The 19,939-nt window shown below is 59.1% G+C and carries 19 protein-coding genes; 10 read left to right on the forward strand and 9 right to left on the reverse strand.

Annotated elements, in window-relative coordinates; all coding sequences use genetic code 11:
- Window positions 1-91 precede the first annotated feature (91 nt).
- The 3 genes from lspA to ispH all read left to right on the forward strand — a co-directional run bounded on the left by lspA (window position 92) and on the right by ispH (window position 2,108).
- Entirely contained in the window at window positions 92-595 is a 504-nt protein-coding gene (lspA, locus tag MCB86_RS17225; protein WP_239611632.1) for a signal peptidase II, read from the forward strand.
- Window positions 588-1,025, forward strand: a complete 438-nt coding sequence (gene fkpB / locus MCB86_RS17230; RefSeq protein ID WP_239611633.1) for an FKBP-type peptidyl-prolyl cis-trans isomerase — start codon at window positions 588-590, stop codon at window positions 1,023-1,025. The genes lspA and fkpB overlap by 8 nt, the downstream gene beginning before the upstream one ends.
- A 138-nt stretch (window positions 1,026-1,163) precedes the next feature.
- Window positions 1,164-2,108: a 4-hydroxy-3-methylbut-2-enyl diphosphate reductase gene (gene ispH, locus MCB86_RS17235; RefSeq protein WP_239611634.1), complete on the forward strand. Its 945-nt coding sequence runs from the start codon at window positions 1,164-1,166 to the stop codon at window positions 2,106-2,108.
- Window positions 2,109-2,347: 239 nt separating this feature from the next.
- On the opposite strand, the gene MCB86_RS17240 is transcribed toward ispH, so the two are convergent.
- The 8 genes from MCB86_RS17240 to MCB86_RS17275 all read right to left on the reverse strand — a co-directional run bounded on the left by MCB86_RS17240 (window position 2,348) and on the right by MCB86_RS17275 (window position 9,674).
- Window positions 2,348-2,764 carry a type IV pilin protein gene (locus MCB86_RS17240; protein ID WP_239611635.1) on the reverse strand — a complete coding sequence of 139 codons (417 nt, stop codon included), beginning with the start codon at window positions 2,762-2,764 and terminating at the stop codon, window positions 2,348-2,350.
- Complete coding sequence (locus MCB86_RS17245; RefSeq protein WP_239611636.1) at window positions 2,751-3,089, reverse strand: PilY2 family type 4a fimbrial biogenesis protein; 339 nt, start codon at window positions 3,087-3,089, stop codon at window positions 2,751-2,753. Before MCB86_RS17245 ends, MCB86_RS17240 begins: the two co-directional genes overlap by 14 nt.
- Window positions 3,090-3,091: 2 nt before the next feature.
- The gene (locus MCB86_RS17250) at window positions 3,092-6,601 is read right to left on the reverse strand and encodes a PilC/PilY family type IV pilus protein (RefSeq protein WP_239611637.1); all 3,510 of its coding nucleotides are present in this window, start codon (window positions 6,599-6,601) and stop codon (window positions 3,092-3,094) included.
- A 15-nt stretch (window positions 6,602-6,616) separates the two neighbouring features.
- Window positions 6,617-7,171, reverse strand: a complete 555-nt coding sequence (locus MCB86_RS17255; RefSeq protein ID WP_239611638.1) for a PilX N-terminal domain-containing pilus assembly protein — start codon at window positions 7,169-7,171, stop codon at window positions 6,617-6,619.
- Window positions 7,168-7,914: a PilW family protein gene (locus MCB86_RS17260; RefSeq protein ID WP_239611639.1), complete on the reverse strand. Its 747-nt coding sequence runs from the start codon at window positions 7,912-7,914 to the stop codon at window positions 7,168-7,170. The genes MCB86_RS17255 and MCB86_RS17260 overlap by 4 nt, the downstream gene beginning before the upstream one ends.
- A gap of 8 nt (window positions 7,915-7,922) precedes the next feature.
- Window positions 7,923-8,612, reverse strand: a complete 690-nt coding sequence (gene pilV / locus MCB86_RS17265; protein ID WP_345772245.1) for a type IV pilus modification protein PilV — start codon at window positions 8,610-8,612, stop codon at window positions 7,923-7,925.
- The gene (locus MCB86_RS17270) at window positions 8,513-9,085 is read right to left on the reverse strand and encodes a GspH/FimT family pseudopilin (RefSeq protein WP_239611641.1); all 573 of its coding nucleotides are present in this window, start codon (window positions 9,083-9,085) and stop codon (window positions 8,513-8,515) included. The genes pilV and MCB86_RS17270 overlap by 100 nt, the downstream gene beginning before the upstream one ends.
- Before the next feature lie 79 nt (window positions 9,086-9,164).
- The gene (locus tag MCB86_RS17275) at window positions 9,165-9,674 is read right to left on the reverse strand and encodes a GspH/FimT family pseudopilin (protein WP_239611642.1); all 510 of its coding nucleotides are present in this window, start codon (window positions 9,672-9,674) and stop codon (window positions 9,165-9,167) included.
- A gap of 167 nt (window positions 9,675-9,841) precedes the next feature.
- Here MCB86_RS17275 and thiO point away from each other — a divergent pair, with 167 nt between their 5' ends.
- From thiO to phnN, 6 genes are all read left to right on the forward strand, one after another.
- On the forward strand, window positions 9,842-10,936 hold the full coding sequence (gene thiO, locus MCB86_RS17280) for a glycine oxidase ThiO (RefSeq protein ID WP_239611643.1): 1,095 nt from the start codon (window positions 9,842-9,844) through the stop codon (window positions 10,934-10,936).
- A gap of 134 nt (window positions 10,937-11,070) precedes the next feature.
- Window positions 11,071-11,442 carry a translation initiation factor Sui1 gene (locus tag MCB86_RS17285; RefSeq protein ID WP_045160718.1) on the forward strand — a complete coding sequence of 124 codons (372 nt, stop codon included), beginning with the start codon at window positions 11,071-11,073 and terminating at the stop codon, window positions 11,440-11,442.
- Between the two features lie 121 nt (window positions 11,443-11,563).
- Complete coding sequence (gene speA / locus MCB86_RS17290) at window positions 11,564-13,477, forward strand: arginine decarboxylase (RefSeq protein ID WP_045160702.1); 1,914 nt, start codon at window positions 11,564-11,566, stop codon at window positions 13,475-13,477.
- A 229-nt stretch (window positions 13,478-13,706) separates the two neighbouring features.
- A complete protein-coding gene (locus MCB86_RS17295) occupies window positions 13,707-14,483 on the forward strand; it encodes a DNA-formamidopyrimidine glycosylase family protein (protein ID WP_045160703.1) in 777 nt (258 codons plus the stop codon).
- Window positions 14,484-14,539: 56 nt separating this feature from the next.
- Window positions 14,540-14,968: a DUF192 domain-containing protein gene (locus tag MCB86_RS17300; RefSeq protein WP_045160704.1), complete on the forward strand. Its 429-nt coding sequence runs from the start codon at window positions 14,540-14,542 to the stop codon at window positions 14,966-14,968.
- Window positions 14,969-15,025: 57 nt separating this feature from the next.
- Window positions 15,026-15,586 (forward strand): phosphonate metabolism protein/1,5-bisphosphokinase (PRPP-forming) PhnN, encoded by a 561-nt coding sequence (gene phnN, locus MCB86_RS17305; RefSeq protein ID WP_045160705.1) that lies wholly within the window; start codon window positions 15,026-15,028, stop codon window positions 15,584-15,586.
- Between the two features lie 36 nt (window positions 15,587-15,622).
- Here the strand turns inward: phnN and MCB86_RS17310 are convergent, their stop codons facing one another.
- Window positions 15,623-16,090, reverse strand: a complete 468-nt coding sequence (locus tag MCB86_RS17310; RefSeq protein WP_019340442.1) for an Lrp/AsnC family transcriptional regulator — start codon at window positions 16,088-16,090, stop codon at window positions 15,623-15,625.
- Window positions 16,091-16,329: 239 nt separating this feature from the next.
- Here MCB86_RS17310 and MCB86_RS17315 point away from each other — a divergent pair, with 239 nt between their 5' ends.
- On the forward strand, window positions 16,330-19,815 hold the full coding sequence (locus tag MCB86_RS17315) for an indolepyruvate ferredoxin oxidoreductase family protein (RefSeq protein ID WP_045160706.1): 3,486 nt from the start codon (window positions 16,330-16,332) through the stop codon (window positions 19,813-19,815).
- Window positions 19,816-19,939 lie beyond the last annotated feature (124 nt).

Raw genomic sequence — 19,939 nt, forward strand, 5'->3', positions numbered from 1 at the left:
GCGCGACCCTCCGTGCATTTCTGCCGTCTGTTGCGAGTGCCGGCCTCGTAGGGTGGGCTTCGGCTCGCCGCCGTCATTCGAGGGCAGCAGCATGACCGGTCGCCTTGGCAAGCTCTCGTGGCTTTGGCTCAGCGTGCTGGTCATTGCGCTGGATCAGGCGACCAAGCACTACTTCGAGGCCAACTTCAGTCTGTACCAGAAGGTCGAGGTGATCCCGAACTACTTCGCCTGGACGCTGGCCTACAACACGGGTGCCGCCTTCAGCTTCCTGGCCGACCATTCCGGCTGGCAGCGCTGGCTGTTCGCGGTGATCGCCATCGGCGTCAGCGCGGTGCTGGTGGTTTGGATGAAACGCTTGAAGTCAGCCGAGACCTGGCTCGCAGTGGCTCTGGCACTGGTCCTGGGTGGCGCGCTCGGTAATCTTTACGATCGCGTGGTGTTGGGTCATGTCGTCGACTTCATTCTGGTGCATTGGCAGAACCGCTGGTATTTCCCGGCATTCAACATCGCCGACAGTGCCATCACCATAGGCGCCGTGATGCTGGCGTTGGATATGTTCCGTAGCAGTAAAACGGGAGAAACGGTAAATGACTGAACAACGCATCGGGCCGGACATGCAGGTCACCTTGCACTTCGCGCTAAGTCTGGAAAACGGAGAACAGGTCGACACCACGTTCGACAAGCAGCCGGCGACGTTCAAGGTTGGCGACGGAAATCTGCTGCCAGGGTTCGAACAGCAGCTGTTCGGGCTCAAGGCCGGTGACAAGCGCACCTTCCAGATGGCGCCAGAACAGGGTTTCGGCCAGCACAACCCGCAGAACGTGCAAACCTTGCCGCGCAGTCAGTTCGAAAATATGGAGCTGTCTGAAGGCTTGCTGGTGATTTTCAACGATGCCGCCAAGACGGAGCTGCCAGGCATCGTCAAAGCCTTTGACGACCGGCAGGTTACCGTTGACTTCAACCATCCTCTGGCCGGCAAGGCACTGACCTTCGACGTAGAGATATTTGACGTCAAGCCGGTCTGAAAGACCCAGCGGCGTACATCCACCAACAGCACATAGCCCCCGCTTAGATGATGGGCTTCACGCCGCGGCGGGCCTTGCGTCATAGCGCTGACCAGGCGTTACACTCACAACCCACCGCCTCGAGTGCCGAGAATTCACATGCAAATCAAACTCGCTAATCCGCGTGGCTTCTGTGCCGGTGTCGATCGCGCCATTGAGATCGTCAATCGTGCGCTGGAGGTATTCGGGCCTCCGATCTACGTGCGTCACGAGGTCGTACATAACAAGTTCGTGGTGGAAGACCTGCGGGAGCGGGGCGCGATTTTCGTCGATGAGCTGGACCAAGTACCGGATGGCTTCATCGTCATTTTCAGTGCCCATGGCGTGTCCCAGGCCGTGCGGATGGAAGGGGAAAGGCGGGGCCTCAAGGTATTCGACGCTACCTGCCCGTTGGTGACCAAGGTCCATCTGGAAGTGACCAAATACAGCCGGGAAGGGCGTGAATGCATCCTCATCGGCCACCAAGGGCATCCCGAAGTCGAAGGCACTATGGGGCAATACGACACGGCCAATGGCGGCTCGATCTATCTGGTGGAAGACGAGGAGGATGTCGCCAAGCTACAGGTGCGGAACCCGGAAGCACTGGCCTTCGTTACCCAGACGACCCTTTCGATGGACGACACCAGTCGCGTCATCGATGCGCTGCGCGCGCGCTTCCCCAGCATTGGCGGCCCACGCAAGGACGATATCTGCTACGCCACCCAAAATCGTCAGGATGCCGTCAAGCAGCTGGCCGGCGAGTGCGATGTGGTACTGGTGGTCGGCAGTCCCAATAGCTCCAACTCCAATCGCCTACGCGAGCTGGCCGAGCGCATGGATACGCCCGCCTACTTAATTGATGGCGCGGAAGACCTCAAGCAAGAGTGGTTCGAAAACATCGACCGTATCGGCATTACGGCCGGCGCCTCGGCACCCGAGGTGCTGGTGCGCGGTGTAATAGATCGGCTGCGCGAATGGGGCGCGACCGGTATGGACGAGCTGGATGGCCGGCCCGAGAACGTGACGTTCTCGATGCCGAAGGAGTTGCGGGTGAAGACTGTCTGATGTCTGGGATTAGTCGAAAGCAAATAAGTCCTACCAGCACAGGGCTTGTGCAAGTCTGCGAATCATGAGTCGACCCAGTCGCACGTCGCAAAGGGGTAAGCCTGAAGGTTCAGCCGAGTCACGTGAGGCTGGATAGCCAGCACCAGAATCCCAATTGTCGGTGAACGGGCTGCTCTGCTGACGGGCTTACTTTGGGATACCCATATGCTAGATTCCCAGGCAGTCCGTTATCCTTGATCCTATTTCCAGCAATCAGTGATCGTGCCCGTACCTGTTTCGGACTTGGCGCCGGTATTATCGATGCCGAGCGTGCCGCATAATGTGTCGCGGCTCGCCTGGGCACCTTGAGGCACAGCGGTCATGCTGTACTGAACTGTCGTCGCGCTGTTACCGATTGCCAGCTGATACAGGTTGTTGGCTGAGGCATTGCTCGTATAGCCCAGTTCCGCGGTAGTCGTTGCATAGCGGTTGTTTTGCGAAAAGAAGCGTTCCTGGCGGGCAGCCGCTTCGTTGAGTAGTGCAAGGCCTTCCGTGCGGTTCGAGCGTACTACGTAGTTCTGGTAGCTAGGAATCGCTATTGCCGCCAGCACACCAACGATGATGACCACGATCATCAGTTCGATAAGGGTGAAGCCCCCGCTTTTATTGCTCTTCATCTGTCATCGCTCGCTGCAGTGTTTCCAAATCTTCGACGGTTGGTTGCCGCAAAATCGCCATAGATTCGATTAGCGGAGGTGAGCCAGCGTCGTCCCCAGAGAACGACACCGTCGTGCCTGGCTGAAGCTGGTGGATCACCGGCCCGCCATTAGGATGCAGGCTTTCGGTAACCCTATTGGGCAGCCGGTAAAAATTTCCGTTGACGCGGATGATGGAGCCGCCTAAATCGACCGACTGAACCATGCCTATTGTTTCGTAAGGGGCGGCGACGGCCGAGCTGGCGATAGCTAGGGCGATCATGATTGCGCCTGTTGTCCTGATCATGGTCATTCTCCCATCATGCGCCATGTTTGCCGGCCTCGAGACGTTGGGCCGAAGTCAAGGACCTCCTTCTGGATGCCCGTTTCAGTGTTAAAGAATGCGTCGGTACCGACTAGGGCGGGGGCGCCGAAGCCTGGGATGCGAACACTCGATACTACAGAGCCATTTTTCGCGTCCATGGCGGTAACGTAATTATTTCCAGTCATATCCAGGACGTTGAAAAGAGTGGCGCCTCCCGTGTAGCCGTCGATTGCAATAAACCAGCGATCGATACCCGAGCTGCATGGGTCTGAGTTAGGCGTGGTTGTCGCCGCGATCAGGACATTGGCACGAGACGTCATAGCTGTTGCGATCAGCTCGCCTTTTCTCGTGTTTCCTTCCTGAAGATCGAGATACCAGCCGTATTTATTGACGCTGCCGTCATTGGCGATCCACTGGACTGTATTGCGGCTGATCAGGCGGAACTCTCGACTTCTTGCAGCAGAATTATCCGACTCGCTAAACGTATCGGTCTGTGCAGCTCCCATTGTCTGCTGAACGAGCTGGCTACGGCTGAGGCTTGGCGTACTGGTAGCGCTTTCGCCTGCCGTCTGCCTATCCCAGATTCCATACATTGATTGGGCAACGGTAGTGTTGGCCTGGGCGTCAGTCGTCTCGATATATTTGCCCGTGCCGAAGCTGACGATATAGCCAGTGCCGCTAGGGTGGCGGATCAAGGCCGGAGCGGATGTGATTGCCTGGCGAGTCGTTCCGTTCGAGGCAATGGCCGTATAGAGCGGGTTGCCATTGAATGCCACTCTGAACGTACTGGCACTCACGGTGCCGGTATTGTTGAAACGTGGCGTGGTGCTTGCATCAAACAGATCGAAGCGCCAGACATTGCCAAGCAGGTCACCTGCATAGACGTAGTCGGTCACTAGGTCGCCGTTAATATCGACCGCTTTGGGGGCGGAAAGACCATTGACAGTGCCCGTCTGGCCCACTTCCAGCTTGCGAATCACACTGCCGTCCAGTGCGTCGAGCACGAACAAAGCGGCTTTGTCGTTCGTACTGTTATAACCATTGGCCACGAGCACGCCCCATTTACCATTATGCAGTTTGGTAATGACTGGCTCGGGAAATGTATATCCAAGATCTTGGTCAGTCGTCGAACTGAACTCCCAGAGAAGCGATGGCGTGTTGGGATCGGTAATATCGAGAGCGAATAGTGAGCGGCCTCCGCCACGCAAGGTTCCGATCAGAATCGTTTTCCATTGACCTGCAACGCTATCGTATACATCGTTAACGATCGGCGTTCCGTCGACATAGTATTGATGGCTAGTCTTGTAGCTCTTGTCGGTCAGTTGGTTCAGTTTGCTAATGACGGCAGTAGGAATATAAGCAAAGACCTCACTTCCGTTCTCATTGAACGCATGCAGCATGCCGTCGTTCGCGCCAACATAAATGCGCTTAGCTCGCGAGATGTTGGCAGCTCGGAATGCCGCGTAGTTCGAATAACCACTGGCATTACCAGGGTTTGCGGCTTGATCCATCATGTAGGCCAGGCGGTCTGGCGCGCCCACGACCACAGGGCTCGAGTGGACGATGTCCCCGAGTACATAGCTTCGCTCCCGAAATGTGGTGCCTTCCTGGGCTCTACTCCCACGTATGAAGTCGACTCGGGAGCTACCGAGGGTGTCCGCAACCCCTGCTGCCGTCTTATTCAAGAGCGCCTGCTGAGTCGTATCCAAGTTGGCCCAGGTAAAGTCGGCCAACGCTCCGTTCCGATTATATTTAATAGTGCGTGCGGTGCCTTGCGTCGCGAGGATATCTCGGGCATTCCAGCTAAGAGTAAGTGCGCCATTGCTATCTACGTCGTACTTGAGCAGCTCTCCGCTCCAATTATCGCTGGAAAAACGAGCGTAATAGGCTTCGTTGCCAGAAGAGGTGACCGCCGATTCCAAAGATACGGCGGACGCTGATGTCTCGCGATCAGCGATACGGCTCAGAATGGTTTTGAATGCAGTAACCATATCTTCGGGCGAGTCGACGCTGAAGAATTCTCCGCGAGAGTTCAAAGCTGCGTGCCAAAGTTCGTAAACGTTTTGGGACTGGTTGCTGCCAGGTTCCGGCCACTCGATTTCACCGCTTATTAGCCTAGAGTAATCACCGCTGTAAGTATCCCCGCTCCACTGAGGGGAGGTAAGGCTGCGCGTTAGTCCAAGGCCTAGGGTGAACGTAACTAAATGCTGCCACGTTGCCGGATCATTTCGCGGATCCCAATATTGAGTGTTGGCATTCGAGTTGGCGTAGGGAATGAATGGCTTCTGGTCATTTGATAGCGAACTGTTGGCGTCTTCCGCCCAGTACTTGAAAGCCAAGTCAGCGAGCGTGCTGCCGTAGTTACGATTGGCGCCATCGCGGTACGGTGTTTGTGCTGTGTACGTCGTGCCATCTGGCAGCGTACGATTTGTGCCGTCCACATTGCCAATGCCTAAATTGGTAGTCTCATTCCAGACGCCGTCGGTCATAAGTATGTGATACGAGGGGCGGCAAGAATAGGCTGGCGTGGAGGCTACGCCAGGGTTGTATGCCCAAGGGCTATTTTGACCGGTGGTGGTCAAGAAAGTCCCCACTCGCTGAGTTGCCGCTTTGAGCGGAGTACCCCCGTTAACTCGTGTATCCGCTAGCCAGTCGAAGAATTGTTGACGATGAGTGCCCGCAAAGTTTCGAAGCGGATTGGCATACGTCGTTCCTGATCCGCCTGAGCACGTACCATTCCCCGCGAGGTAGCAAGAGTTCAGCATCTGCCAGGTGACGCGTACGTTCTCTGGTAGAGAGAGAAACGCAAGATTGGCCGCTGACTGCGTTGCCAGTGCTCTTGTGCGATAGAACGAATACCAATTAGCGAAATTTTGCTGTTCGCTACTACTGACATTTACCTTGCGATAGCAATCATCGTCTTCGAGTTGGTCGTCAGTGGTCGATGTACAACCTTGTTGCGTAGTATCGAAAACGTAGTAATAGGCAGCGACGCCGCTAGTTCTATCGTTCCTTGAGAAATCTAGCGATGGATTGTTGGCAAAACCCTGCGATGTGCTGGTCGTTACATAGGTTTCCGTGGGTCGGTAGTTGTTCGATAGATTGACGCTTCCACGGTCTGTCCGATAGCCGTTGATATAGGCTTGGGTATAGCTCGTGCTATATTCGCTCAGGGTTATTAGCCCAGTGGAGCTACTGTAGGTGACTTTTTTAGGTAGCGTGTAGGTCGCGCTCGGATTGTAGTAGAGCGGATTGTAATGTGCTGACTTATATCGGCGTCCATCAAAGTTGCCTATATTGTCCGGCGCATAGGCGCGCTCCATCGAGCCCGAGTCATCCAATGTCACGAAAAGGTTGGGCGCGACACCCTCGGTGAGAAACAGCGGTTCCTGGCCAATTGTCAGGCCCGCTCCGTAGGATATTTGAGCGGTTGCACCGATGCCTAATACCAGTGCGCTGCTCAATGCAGTCTTGCTCATGTTTGCAATATTCATTGGTCTATTCCCGACTCAGTAGCGCTGCACGGTTACGGACTGCAGGCTGGTCATCGTCCGTGTCGAGCGGCCCTGTGAGGCCGCGTTTACCTGGTAGTAATAAGGTCCGACGCCTTTGCTGCGCAGGTCCGGGTCGGTCACTTCAACTGTTCCGTTGCTGTCTGCCGGGTCGAACCCGATAAACGCCGACTGCCAGCGAGGCGTTGATGCGACACCCAAGGCGGTACTGTCAGTTGTTGCGCCCTGATAGGTAATTGCGTTGCTTTGCCACCAGCGCCAGTCCATAAAACTTATGAAGGTAGGCGGACTTGGAAGCACACACAGAGTTGCCGCACAGGGTGTCGCTGGGGATGGCGGTCCCGCGTTGTTCGCAAGGCGCGTTTCGGCTTCGCGCAGAGCTGATTCGGCTCCTTTGAAAGCAGCTTGTTGGTCGCGAACATTGCCAACGATCCGCTCTTCAAGCGCAGCTTCCCGAATGCTGGATATCGCCAGCACCGTAATGACTAGCAGGAGGATTAGCGCAATAATTAATGTGGCACCACGCTCTCGATAGGGCTGCAAGCGTTTCATGGCGCAATATTCCTCAACGTCGTTGTGCCTTGCACAGAGAGATAGAGTTTCTTATCGGTTGGGGTAGTGGCGGTTGTGCTCGACAGGGGGAAGTAGTAGCCGTCTGAACCCAGCGCCACGGAAGAGGACGTGCTCTCCACCAGCGTCGCATAGCGCACGGAAACGACGCTGGTGCTAGTCGGGATAGCGTTGTAGGCAACGTAGGCGTCTGCAGCGCGATCAGCATTAATGTCGACGCCGTACTGGAACTGGATCTGATTGACGCCCGACAACAGCGATGTCGCCGCACCGCCGTTCACGGCACATTGAATATCTCCGGTTGACGAGCGCTGCATCCGAACGGTGATAGGAGCGCTGCTTGGAATCAAGTTGCCTTGGCAATCCCGCTCGGTTGCAGCCGCGCGCTGATAGCGGAAGCAGACCCCTTGGCCATCGGTTGTTGGCTTGATTACATCACCGGCCGCAAAGGCTGGACAACCAGTGACGGTTGTGGCTGGGAACGCAACCACCATGGCGTCCTGTGGTTGCTGCCGATAGCCGGCCTTGTAAAGTTGCTGTTCGAACATCAGCTGAGCAAAGCGCGACGTCTCCTGATTTGCTGACTGGTTCTGCTGATAGGCATAGTTGCGTTTATTGTCGATGAAGATCTGGGTAATCCCAAGGATCAGAAAACTGCTGATGGCCATGGCGATCAGCAATTCAATCATCGAGAGGCCCGCTTGCAATGACGGCGAACGTTTCATGATGTTCCTCATGGCTCGAAACTGATCTGGTAGAATTCACGCCGATTAGTACTATCGACGGCGCCAGCGTCGGCACATGGTGTGTTGGCCGGGCAGTCGCTGTTTCGGCTTAACCAAGCAGTGCGGATCTTTATTGCCGAACCAACGTTGTCGCAGGCCTCCGACTCTGGCGTGCTGTCTCGGCAGATGAGATAGGTCGCTAACGTGTTGTTGTCGATCGGTAGGCTGTTGCGCACCTGCTGGGTCCAAAGGAACAGATGGTCGGTCGCCATTTGGGCAGAGGTGCAGCCGGCTGCTGTTCGGCATGCTGCGACACCAGCCGTTGGGAATGAGCCGCTCAGCGCCTTATAATAGTTCGAGGTGCTGCTTAGCTCGCCACTTGCAGCGAGCACGGCGTCTCGGTTGCTGCGTATCAGTTCCATCAAGTCGCTCGCCAGCATGGCGGCAACGTTTCGCTGCGAAGCATCCTGAGTGTACTGGATTGTTTTGCCCTGCATGGCGACGAGGCCCAGCACTCCGATGCTAATTATGATGACCGCCACTAGCACTTCGATCATGCTGAAGCCGCTTTGCTTTGATTTTCTACGCATGGTTGTCCTTACGGCGAGCATGTCGTCGGCGCGGTGGAGGATTTGCTGATCCGACCGCTGGCTTGCAATTCGATAGTACGCGCGAGAGTGGCGTCGTCGTCTTCGCATACTATGATCGTCTGCGTATTGGTCACGGCAAGGGTCCCGTTTGGTCGGAACGACAACCAGCTTGTCGCGCCGCCGGAAGCTTTCGCGGTCACTTTGGGCTGGTTGAACCCGGTGTGCGCACGAATTAGCGTGTCGGTACTGGCGTTGTAAGTTCGGTTAGCGGTGAAGTCACCAGCCGTATAGATGCGCAGGCCAAGATCCCACCGCTGACTTTGCCCCGATGTGTTCTCGACCGTGACGAGACGGTTGTTTACCACCGCCTCGCTCCTGGCAAACTGGAGCTGGCTAATCAATTCGTCAGTTGCGCTTTCCAATCGGTTGCTTGCGATCAACCGTTGAAAGTTAGGCATGGCAATCGCTGCGAAGATGCCGAGCAGTGCCAGTACGATCAACAGTTCGATCAGGGAGAAACCCGACGGAGGTGAGGCCAATGCAAGCGTCTTTTCCCCTGGTTCATTCGTGTCGCCAATCATGTCCCTGTCTTCCTACAGTTAGGCAATGAAAATCGTGCCTGCCGACGTTGCGCTTGTCGCGAGCGCGGAGATGACCGGTCTAAGTGGTGGTATCGCCGGTCGAGCAGCAGCCACTGCCTTCGTTGTCAGCGAGGCGCAGCCGGCCCTGGCGATTCAGCACAAGCTGCCAAGCGACCCCATCACTTCGACAAAACGAGAACCGACCATTGCCCAGCAGGGTAGTGCCGTTTGGGTGGAACTCGATGCTTTCCCTTGCGCCGCGCCAGCAAAGATCTGCGGACGATGCCAGCTGGTAGCGCTGAAGCAATTCGCCATCAGCTGCAGTTACTAGCCAATTACTCGCCCAATCGCCATTGCAGGTCGAGCCGTCGCTTGAGCCGCAGAGCGTATGCCCGCGACGACTGATGATTGCACGAGCCCTAGTGTCATTCAGGTAAGCCGTTAACATCTCGCGCACTGAGCGTTCCTCATGGCGTTTAATGAGCAACTGTAAGTTCGGGATGGCAACAGCCAGAAGTATGCTCAATAAGATGAGTGAGCAGAGAAGGTCAATTAGACTGAAGGCGTGCTGCCTGAAAGAACGATGCATGATGCGATTCCCTTTGCATGTATGTTGGCGGCCGTCCTGGCCTCTATTGATTGAGTGTCAAAGCTTTTTAGGCCCGAGGCACCACAACCCAAGACGTTTTAATCCACCCTTGGACTGAGTCCAAGGATGAAAGGCTAAAAATGTGAACCTGAGTGCCGGGAGGCTGAGTGAAGCAACATGTGATTGTGGTGGGGGGAGGCGTTATCGGCCTGCTGACGGCTTACAAGCTGGCTGCTGCAGGCACATCGGTAACGTTGGTAGAAGCGTCCGAAACGGGCACCGAAGCCTCCTGGGCTGGTGGCGGTATCGTTTCGCCGTTGTACCCGTGGCGTTACACCTCGGCGGTGACGGCGTTGGCGCATTGGTCGCAGGATTACTATCCGCAGTTGGGTAATACGCTTCTGCAGCAGGCGGGCATCGATCCTGAGGTTCACGAGACGGGGCTGTACTGGCTGGACCTGGAGGATGAGGACGATGCACTGGCCTGGGCCGAGCGCGAAGGGCGTTCGCTGCATCGCGTTGACATGGATGCGGTGCATGCAGCGGTTCCTTCGCTTGGTGAAGGATTCTCAAAAGCCGTGTTCATGCCGGGTGTCGCCAACGTGCGTAACCCTCGGCTGCTACAGGCATTGCGGGCGGCGCTGAGCCAGCTGCCAAACGTAGACATCGTTGAGCATTGCCCCGTCACTGGATTCCTTCGTGAAGGGCAGAGGGTCGTAGGTGTGCGAACGGCCCAAGGAGAAATGCGTGCCGATCGCGTCGTCGTCGCGGCTGGAGCCTGGAGTGGCAAGTTGCTGGCGACGCTTGGGTTGGAGCTGCCGGTTAGGCCCATGAAAGGGCAGATGATCCTTTTCAAGTGCGCCGAGGACTTCCTGCCGAGCATGGTGCTGGCCAAGCGGCGTTATGCGATTCCGCGCCGTGACGGTCATATCCTCGTAGGCAGCACGCTGGAAGACGTCGGTTTCGACAAAACGCCTACCGAAGAGGCTCTGGATAGCCTCAGAGCGACCGCTATCGATTTGCTGCCTGCTCTGGCAGATGCTGAGGTGATCAAGCACTGGGCCGGGCTGCGGCCCGCATCGCCGGAGGGGGTTCCTTACATCGGCCCGGTGCCTGGTCATGACGGGCTCTGGCTCAATTGCGGACACTTTCGTAACGGCCTGGTGGTGGCGCCCGCTTCGTGCCAGCTGCTTGCCGATCTGATGACTGGCAACAGACCATGCGTCGATCCTCAACCGTACGCGCCTAGTGGCCGGCTCTGATATCCGTACCGGTTTCGGAACCCGTTCGCGGCCATGGCGTGCGCAACCCTTCGAGTCCGCCTGTTTTGCTGTTAAATTGCGCGGCTTTGCGGCGCCTGGATAACCGCGCCGATTTCTTCGCTCAAGAGGTTCATGTGGCCAAGAAAACCACTTCCTTTTCAGGCCTTGGTGGGCTGGTGTTTTCCACCGATGCCGGGCGGCACTGCCCCGATTGCAGCCAGCCGCTGGACGCCTGTATCTGCAAGCAGTCGGTCATTGCGCAAGGCGACGGCATCGCCCGGGTCCGCCGGGAGAGTAAGGGCCGCGGTGGCAAGACCGTGACAACCATTGCAGGCGTACCGCTTGCCGAAACCGAGCTCAAGGAGCTTGCCGGTGCGCTCAAGCGCCGTTGCGGGACGGGCGGCGCGCTCAAGGATGGGATCATAGAAATCCAGGGCGATCATGTTCAGCTGCTACTGGATGAACTGACCAAGCGTGGATTCAAGGCAAAAAAATCCGGCGGTTGAGGTCAGTACCTTACCCAATCACGTTTTGCGCTTATTTCTTTGCGCACAGGCTGTCCAACCGGGATAGCCTTTCTGTCGTGTTCTAGGCTCGGCAGACTCACCCTTTTCTCAGGAGGCTTAAATGCCCGTACGACGCACACGTAAAGATGACGGCAGCCAATGGACCGCAGCGGACAGCCGTAGCGTTTACGGCATTCGCCACTGGGGCGCCGGTTACTTTTCGATCAGCGACGACGGCCATGTCGAGGTGCGCCCGCAGGGGCCCGCGGGCGAGGCGATCGAGTTCACCGGACTGATCGAACAGTTGCGTGATGCCGGACTGACGCTGCCGTTGCTGGTGCGCTTCCCGGACATCTTGCAGGACCGCGTGCGTCGTCTGACCGGCGCGTTCGATGCCAACATCGAGCGCCTCGAATATCAGAGCAAATACACTGCGCTGTATCCGATCAAGGTCAATCAGCAGGAAGCGGTGGTGGAGAACATCATCGCCACGCAGAACGTCGCCATTGGCCTCGAGGCCGGCTCCAAGCCCGAGTTGATGGCCGTGCTGGCACTAGCGCCGAAGGGCGGCACCATCGTCTGTAACGGCTACAAGGATCGTGAGTTCATCCGCCTGGCACTGATGGGGCAGAAGCTCGGCCATAACGTTTTCATCGTCATCGAGAAAATGTCCGAAGTGGGCATGGTCATCGAAGAAGCCGCGGAGCTGAAGATCCTCCCGCAGGTTGGACTGCGCGTACGGTTGTCCTCCCTGGCATCGAGCAAGTGGGCCGACACGGGCGGCGAGAAATCCAAGTTCGGCCTGTCAGCTGCTCAGCTGCTCACCGTCATCGAACGCTTCCGTGCGGCAGGCGTGGAGCAGGGCGTGCGGCTGCTGCACTTCCACATGGGTTCGCAGATCGCCAACCTGGCCGACTATCGCGACGGCTTTCGCGAAGCCATCCGTTATTACGCCGAATTGCGCGCGCTCGGTTTGCCCGTCGATCACATCGATGTGGGCGGTGGATTGGGTGTGGACTACGACGGCACGCATTCGCGCAATGCCAGTTCGATCAACTACGACATCGATGAGTATGCCGGCACCGTGGTTGGCATGCTCAAGGAGTTCTGCGACCGGCAGGAATTGCCGCACCCGCATATCTTCTCCGAGAGCGGTCGGGCCATGACGGCGCACCATGCGGTGCTGGTGATGCAGGTCACCGATTTCGAGCGCCACAACGACGAGGCGCCGACGATAGAGAACTATGACGAGCTGCCCGAAATCGTGCAGTCGCTGGCCGACTTGCTGGGGCCGTCAGATCCTGAAATGGTTACCGAAACCTACTGGCGCGCGACACACTACATGAGCGAGGCCGCTGCCCAGTACGCCTCAGGCAAGCTGAGTCTGGCGCAAAAGGCGCTGTCCGAGCAGAGCTACTTTGCCATTTGTCGTCGCCTCTATAACCAGCTTAAGGCGCGCCAGCGCTCGCACCGCGCTGTGCTTGACGAGCTCAACGACAAGCTTGCGGACAAGTACATCTGCAACTTCTCGGTGTTCCAGAGCCTGCCGGATACTTGGGCGATCGACCAGATTCTGCCAATCGTGCCGTTGCAACGGCTGACCGAAGAGCCGGTGCGCCGTGCCGTGCTGCAGGACCTGACCTGCGACTCCGATGGCAAGATCAAGCACTACGTCGACGAGCAGAGCATCGAGAACAGCATGCCGGTGCATGAGATCCAGGCGGGGGAGGAATACTTCCTCGGTGTGTTCCTGGTGGGTGCCTACCAGGAAATCCTCGGCGACATGCACAACCTGTTCGGCGATACCGATTCGGTCAACGTCTATCAGCGCGAGGACGGCAGCTTCTACCACGCGGGCATCGAAACCCACGACACTATCGAGGACATGCTGCGCTACGTGCATCTGTCGCCCGAGGAGCTGATGACCTACTACCGCGACAAAGTGTCCAGTGCGCGGCTCAGCGCCAAAGAACGCACCCAGTACATCGACGCGCTGCGGCTGGGGCTGACTCGCTCCTCGTATCTCACGCCCTGATCGCGCGACATCGCCGGTGGGCTGGTTGATTAGGCTGGGCAGCAGTTTTGGGCGCAATGATCGTTCCCGTACGCACGCACGAGCGGGCACGCGGGAGCCTTAACGTCCTCCGGTCGCGCGGGGCCTGCGCTGGTAATAGCGTTCATGAGCCCACCCCTGGTCGCTCCAGCCGCACCTTCACGCCGGGCTCCAGTCGATATAGGTAACGACCAGCCGAAGCGATATCGCCATGCCAGAAGGCCCATCCATCGTCATTCTTCGAGAAGAAGTCGCCGAATTTGAAGGCAAAACCATCGACCGCGCCGAGGGCAGCGCCAAGCTCGACAAGGCGCGGCTGGTGGGCCAGACGGTTCGATCGTTTCGCAGCTGGGGCAAGCATTTTCTCATCGAGCTGGACGAGGTCTCGCTGCGCATTCATCTGCTTCTGTTCGGCAGCTATCGGATCAACGAGCGCAAGGACTCCACACCGCGCCTGAGCCTGGGTTTTGCCGATGGCGAGCTGAATTTCTACGGCTGCTCGGTGCAGCCCATCGAAGGTTCGCTCGACGAGGCCTACGACTGGAGCGCGGACGTCATGAGCGACGCCTGGGATGGCCGCGCGACGTTGAAAAAGCTGCGCGCGCGGCCACGCCTGTTGGCCTGCGACGCGCTGCTGGATCAGACGCTGTTCTCCGGTTCTGGCAACATCATCAAGAATGAAGTGCTGTTTCGTACCCGGATCCATCCGCTGTCACTTATTGGTGATTTGCCGGCGACCAAGCTGCGCGAGCTCGCCAGGGAGGTTCGCACCTACAGCTTCGAATTTCTTCAATGGAAGCGCGAGGGTACGCTCAAAGCGCACTGGCTGGCGCATACCAAATCCATCTGCCCGCGTTGCAAGGTCCCCTTCGTCAAAGCCAAGTCGCTGGGTCGCAGCAAACGCCGCAGCTTCTATTGCGAGGGTTGCCAGAAGCGGTACGGCGACAGCGACCGGGCGGTGGTCGAGGCATCGATCGTCGAAGAATAACGCCGCCACGTTGTATGCTTCGCCGACCTGAATTTCCGGTTGAGGGCGAACCTTCAATGCGCACCGCTTTGCTGTTAGCGCTGGCCAGCCTGGCTTGCATTGGCTCCGCTACTGCCAGCGAGGTGCTGCTCGACTTACGCGTGGGTGTTGCACCTTTGCAGGCGGAGTACGCGCGCTCCCCCGCCGAGCGTGAGCGTGGGCTGATGGGGCGCGCAGAGTTGGCGGCGGACCGCGGCATGTTGTTCCGCTTCGACGATTTTCGCCGGCATTGCCTGTGGATGAAGGACACGCCGCTGCCGCTGTCGGCCGCCTTCATGGATGAACACGGGCGCATTGTCGATCTCGTCGACCTGACGCCGCTGGATAAGACCATCCGTTGTTCGCAAGAGCCGGCGCGCTATGCGCTCGAGGTCAACCAGGGCTGGTATCGCGAGCATCAGCTCGAGGTGGGCGACCGGGTGACGGGTATCCCGGGGCTCGATTGACGGACAGACCCATTCGATGAGCCGACCGGCCCAGCGACGATGACGAAGGGAATTCTTATGACGGGACGATTGATCTATCTGATGGGCCCTTCCGGCGTGGGCAAGGACAGCCTGCTACAAGCCGCCCGCGAGCCGTTGCTGGCACGCGGATGCCGAATCGCCCGACGCGTCATCACCCGTTCCGCCGAAGCCACAGGGGAAGATGCCATCGCCGTGACCGAGGCGGAGTTCGAGCAGTTGCGTCATCGCGGTGCCTTCTCTCTGCATTGGCAAGCCCACGGGCTGCATTACGGTATTTCCACGCAGATCGACGACTGGCTGGCGGCTGGCGAGGACGTGCTGGTCAACGGGTCGCGGGGTTATCTGACCGAAGCGCGTAGACGCTATCCACAGCTACAGGCGGTGCTGCTTACGGTGGCATTGCCTGTGCTGCGTGAGCGGTTGCTGGCTCGGGGGCGTGAGCCGCTGGAGGAAATCGAAGCCCGTTTGGCGCGAAATGAGCAGTTTCGCTCGACGGCGGAGCAGAATGAGGCGCTGCTACTGGACAATTCCGGCCCTCTGGAGCAGACCGTACGGCGCCTGTTGCAGCTGATCCACGAGGGTCGCGAGCGCTCTTGACGGCCCTCGTTCACTCCAAATCCCCTTGCCACGCCGTTAATCCAGCGGCAGCTCGGTCGTCCGCTTCACTTCACTCATGGCGATATGACTGTGCGCTTCCTGCACATGGGGGCGCTGCAACAGCTGATCGCGCAGAAAGCGTTCGTAACTGTCGATGTCCTTGGCCACCACCTTGAGCAGATAGTCCGACTCGCCGGCCATGGTGTGGCATTCCAGCACTTCGGGATAACCCACCACGGCGCGCTCGAATTCGTCCAGGTTGCTGCGCCCGTGAGCGGAGAGCTTGATGTTGACGAACACCGTCATGTTCAGCCCGAGCTTCTTGGGATTGAGCAAGGCGACCTTGCGTTCGATCAGCCCTTCCTCCTGCATGCGGTTGATGCGGCGCCAGCAGGGGGATTGCGATAGCTCCACCTTTTCCGCGATCTCTGCAGCAGACAAATCGGCGTTGTGTTGCAGCAGCAGCAAAATCTTGCGGTCGATGCTGCTCAGCGGGGTCTGCATGGTTGTGCCTATTTTGTTGTTGTAAGTGGATGAATCATGCACCTGAAGGCGTTTACACCGCAAAAGTAGAAAGAAAATCTCTCCTCGGCACGGCCAGACTCTTATCCAACGCGCAACGGTGGGGTGATCCCCTGCCGGTCGCTGGCGTGGGACGGCTTGCCGTGCAGCCGCCCACGACTTTTTAGGCGGACAGTGAACAACACTGTCCAGACTCCGATAAAAACAAATAGGAGCGCCACATGTCACTGGCCGAGATCCGCCTGGATGACAAGTACCGGCTCGCAACCGGACATCTGTACCTTACCGGCACCCAGGCGCTGACCCGTCTGCCCATGCTGCAGCACCAGCGCGACCAGGCGCAGGGGTTAAGCACCGGTTGCTTCATTTCCGGCTACCGCGGCTCGCCACTGGGAGGCTTGGATAAGAGCCTCTGGGAGGCGCGCGATTTCCTCAAGCAGAACGCCATCCACTTTCAGCCGGGCCTCAACGAGGAACTGGCGGCGACGGCGGTCTGGGGCAGCCAGCAAACCAACCTGTTTCCCGGTGCCAAGTACGATGGCGTATTCGCCATGTGGTACGGCAAGGGCCCGGGTGTGGACCGCTCAGGCGATGTCTTCAAGCACGGCAACGCGGCGGGTGTCTCGCCCCATGGCGGCGTGCTGCTGCTGGCTGGAGATGACCACGGCTGCAAGTCATCGACCTTGCCGCACCAGAGCGAGCACGCGTTCATCGCCGCGTCGATCCCGGTGTTGAATCCGGCCAACGTCCAGGAAATTCTCGACTACGGCATCATCGGCTGGGAGCTGTCGCGCTATTCCGGTTGCTGGGTGGCGCTCAAGACCATCGCCGAGAACGTCGATTCGTCGGCTGTGGTGGAAGTCGATCCGCTACGCGTCAAGACGCGCATCCCCGATGATTTCGAGCTGCCCGAAGACGGCGTGCACATCCGCTGGCCAGACCCGCCATTGGCCCAGGAAAAACGTCTCAACCTCTACAAGATCTACGCCGCGCGGGCCTTCGCCCGGGCCAACAACCTGAATCAGGTGATGCTCGACTCGCCAAATCCGCGCTTGGGCATCATCACCACCGGTAAGTCCTATCTCGACGTGCGCCAGGCGCTGGACGATCTCGGCCTGGACGAGGCGCTGTGCGCATCGGTCGGCTTGCGGGTGCTCAAGGTCGGCATGAGCTGGCCGCTCGAACCGGTCTCGGTGCATGAGTTCGCCCAGGGCCTGGACGAGATCCTGGTGGTCGAGGAAAAGCGCAGCATTCTCGAAGATCAACTCACCGGGCAGCTCTATAACTGGCCGGTCAGCAAGCGACCGCGGGTAGTCGGCGAGTTCGACGAACAGGGTAATTCGCTGTTGCCGAACCTGTCCGAATTGACCCCGGCGATGATCGCGCGAGTGATCGCCAAGCGCCTCGCACCGATCTACACCAGCGACAGCATACAGGCGCGTCTGGCCTTTCTCGCCGCGAAGGAAAAGGCTCTGGCGGCACGCAATTACGACACGGTGCGCACGCCGCATTACTGCTCTGGCTGCCCGCACAACACCTCAACCAAGGTCCCCGAAGGCAGCCGCGCGGCCGCCGGCATCGGCTGTCATTACATGGTGCAGTGGATGGATCGGCGTACCGAGACCTTCACTCAGATGGGCGGCGAGGGCGTCAACTGGATCGGCCAGGCGCCGTTCACCGACACGCCGCACATGTTCCAGAACCTCGGCGACGGCACCTATTTCCACTCCGGCAGTTTGGCCGTGCGTGCCGCGGTGGCGGCGGGCGTGAACATCACCTTCAAGATCCTCTACAACGATGCGGTGGCCATGACCGGTGGCCAGCCCATCGATGGCGAGCTGCGCGTCGACCAACTGAGCCGGCAGATCGCCGATGAAGGCGTGAAGCGCATCGCCCTGGTCAGCGACGAGCCGGACAAATACCCGACCCGCGACACCTTCGCGCCGATCACCAGTTTCCATCATCGCCGTGATCTGGATGCCGTGCAGCGCGAGCTGCGTGAGTTCAAGGGCGTCTCGGTGATCATCTACGATCAGACCTGCGCCACCGAGAAGCGCCGTCGGCGCAAGCGCGGCAAGCTGGAAGATCCGGCCAAGCGCGCCTTCATCAACCCCGCTGTGTGCGAGGGTTGCGGCGACTGCGGCGAGAAGTCCAACTGCCTGGCGGTCCTGCCGCTGGAAACCGAGCTGGGGCGCAAGCGCGAGATCGACCAGAACGCCTGCAACAAGGATTTCTCCTGCGTCGAAGGCTTCTGCCCGAGCTTCGTCACCGTGCACGGCGGCGGACTGCGCAAGCCGGAAGCCGTTGGCGCCAGCCTCGATCCGGCGCAGCTGCCCGAGCCGCAGCATCCGACCCTCGAGCGCCCCTGGAATGTGCTGATTCCTGGTGTCGGTGGCAGCGGCGTGACCACCCTCGGCGCGCTGCTGGGCATGGCCGCGCACCTGGAAGGCAAGGGCTGCACGGTGCTCGATCAGGCCGGGCTGGCGCAGAAGTTCGGCCCGGTGGTGACACACATCCGCATCGCCGCCAAGCAGGACGACATCTATGCCGTGCGCATCGCCGCCGGTGAAACGGATTTGCTGCTGGGCTGCGATCTGGTGGTCGCGGCCGGCGACGATTCGCTGACCCGCCTCAACGACCAGATCAGCCATGCGGTAATCAACAGTCACGAGTCGGCGACCGCCGAATTCACCCGCAACCCCGACGCCCAAGTGCCAGGGAAGGCCATGCGTGAGGCACTGATCGACGCGGTGGGCGCGGAGAAGACCCACTTCATCGACGCCACGCGGCTGGCGACCCGACTGCTGGGCGACAGCATCGCCACCAATCTTTTCCTACTCGGTTTCGCGTACCAGCAGGGATTGCTGCCACTGTCGGCTGAGGCCATCGAAAAGGCCATCACCATCAATGGCGTATCCACCGAGCTGAACCTGCAGGCGTTTCGCTGGGGCCGTCGTGCAGTACTCGAACGCGAGGTGGTGGAGCAACTGGCGCGCCCGGCCGAGGTGGCCGAGCCAAGCCTGGCCGGACCGATCTGCCAGACCCTGGAAGAGATCGTCGACTGGCGGGTGGACTTCCTCACCCAGTACCAGAACGCGGCGTACGCCGAGCGCTATCGGGCGATGGTCGAGCGCGTGCGTGAGGTGGATACGGCCGATGACCTGGCCCTGTCCAAAGCGGTGGCGCGCTACTACTTCAAGCTTTTGGCTTACAAGGATGAATACGAGGTGGCGCGACTGTACAGCGAGCCCGAGTTCCGTCAGCAGCTCGAAGCCCAGTTCGAAGGCGACTACAAACTGCAGTTCCACCTGGCGCCCGCCTGGCTGGCCAAGCGTGACAGCGCCACTGGCGAGCCGCGCAAGCGTGAACTCGGACCATGGGTGCTGAATGCCTTCAATGTGCTCGCGAAGCTGAAGTTCCTGCGTGGGACGCCGCTGGACGTATTCGGTTACGGCCATGATCGGCGGGTCGAGCGCGAGCTGATCGGCGAGTACGAACGCAACCTCGCTGAGCTTCTGGCGCAACTCAAGCCAAGCAACTACCGCACCGCCGTGGCGATAGCCGCGCTGCCGGAACAGATCCGTGGCTACGGCCCGGTGAAGGAGCGCTCCATCGCCAAGGCTCGCCAGCAGGAGAAGTTGCTCAAGGAGCAGCTGAATCGCGGCGACGAGGTGCAGACCGTGCGGCTGTTCGAGCCGGCGGCTTGAGGTTGACCGCCATGTCCGGTCTGCTTTCGTGGGAGGCCCGCCCTCGGGGCGAAGCTTCTCGGGCGCCGAGCCGTCGCCGTTCGCCGCGGGTCGCGCCTCCCACAAGGGGAGCGTCGTGCACAGA

This window comes from Pseudomonas sp. KSR10 (assembly GCF_022355455.1).
In the GTDB taxonomy this organism is placed as follows: domain Bacteria; phylum Pseudomonadota; class Gammaproteobacteria; order Pseudomonadales; family Pseudomonadaceae; genus Stutzerimonas; species Stutzerimonas stutzeri_E.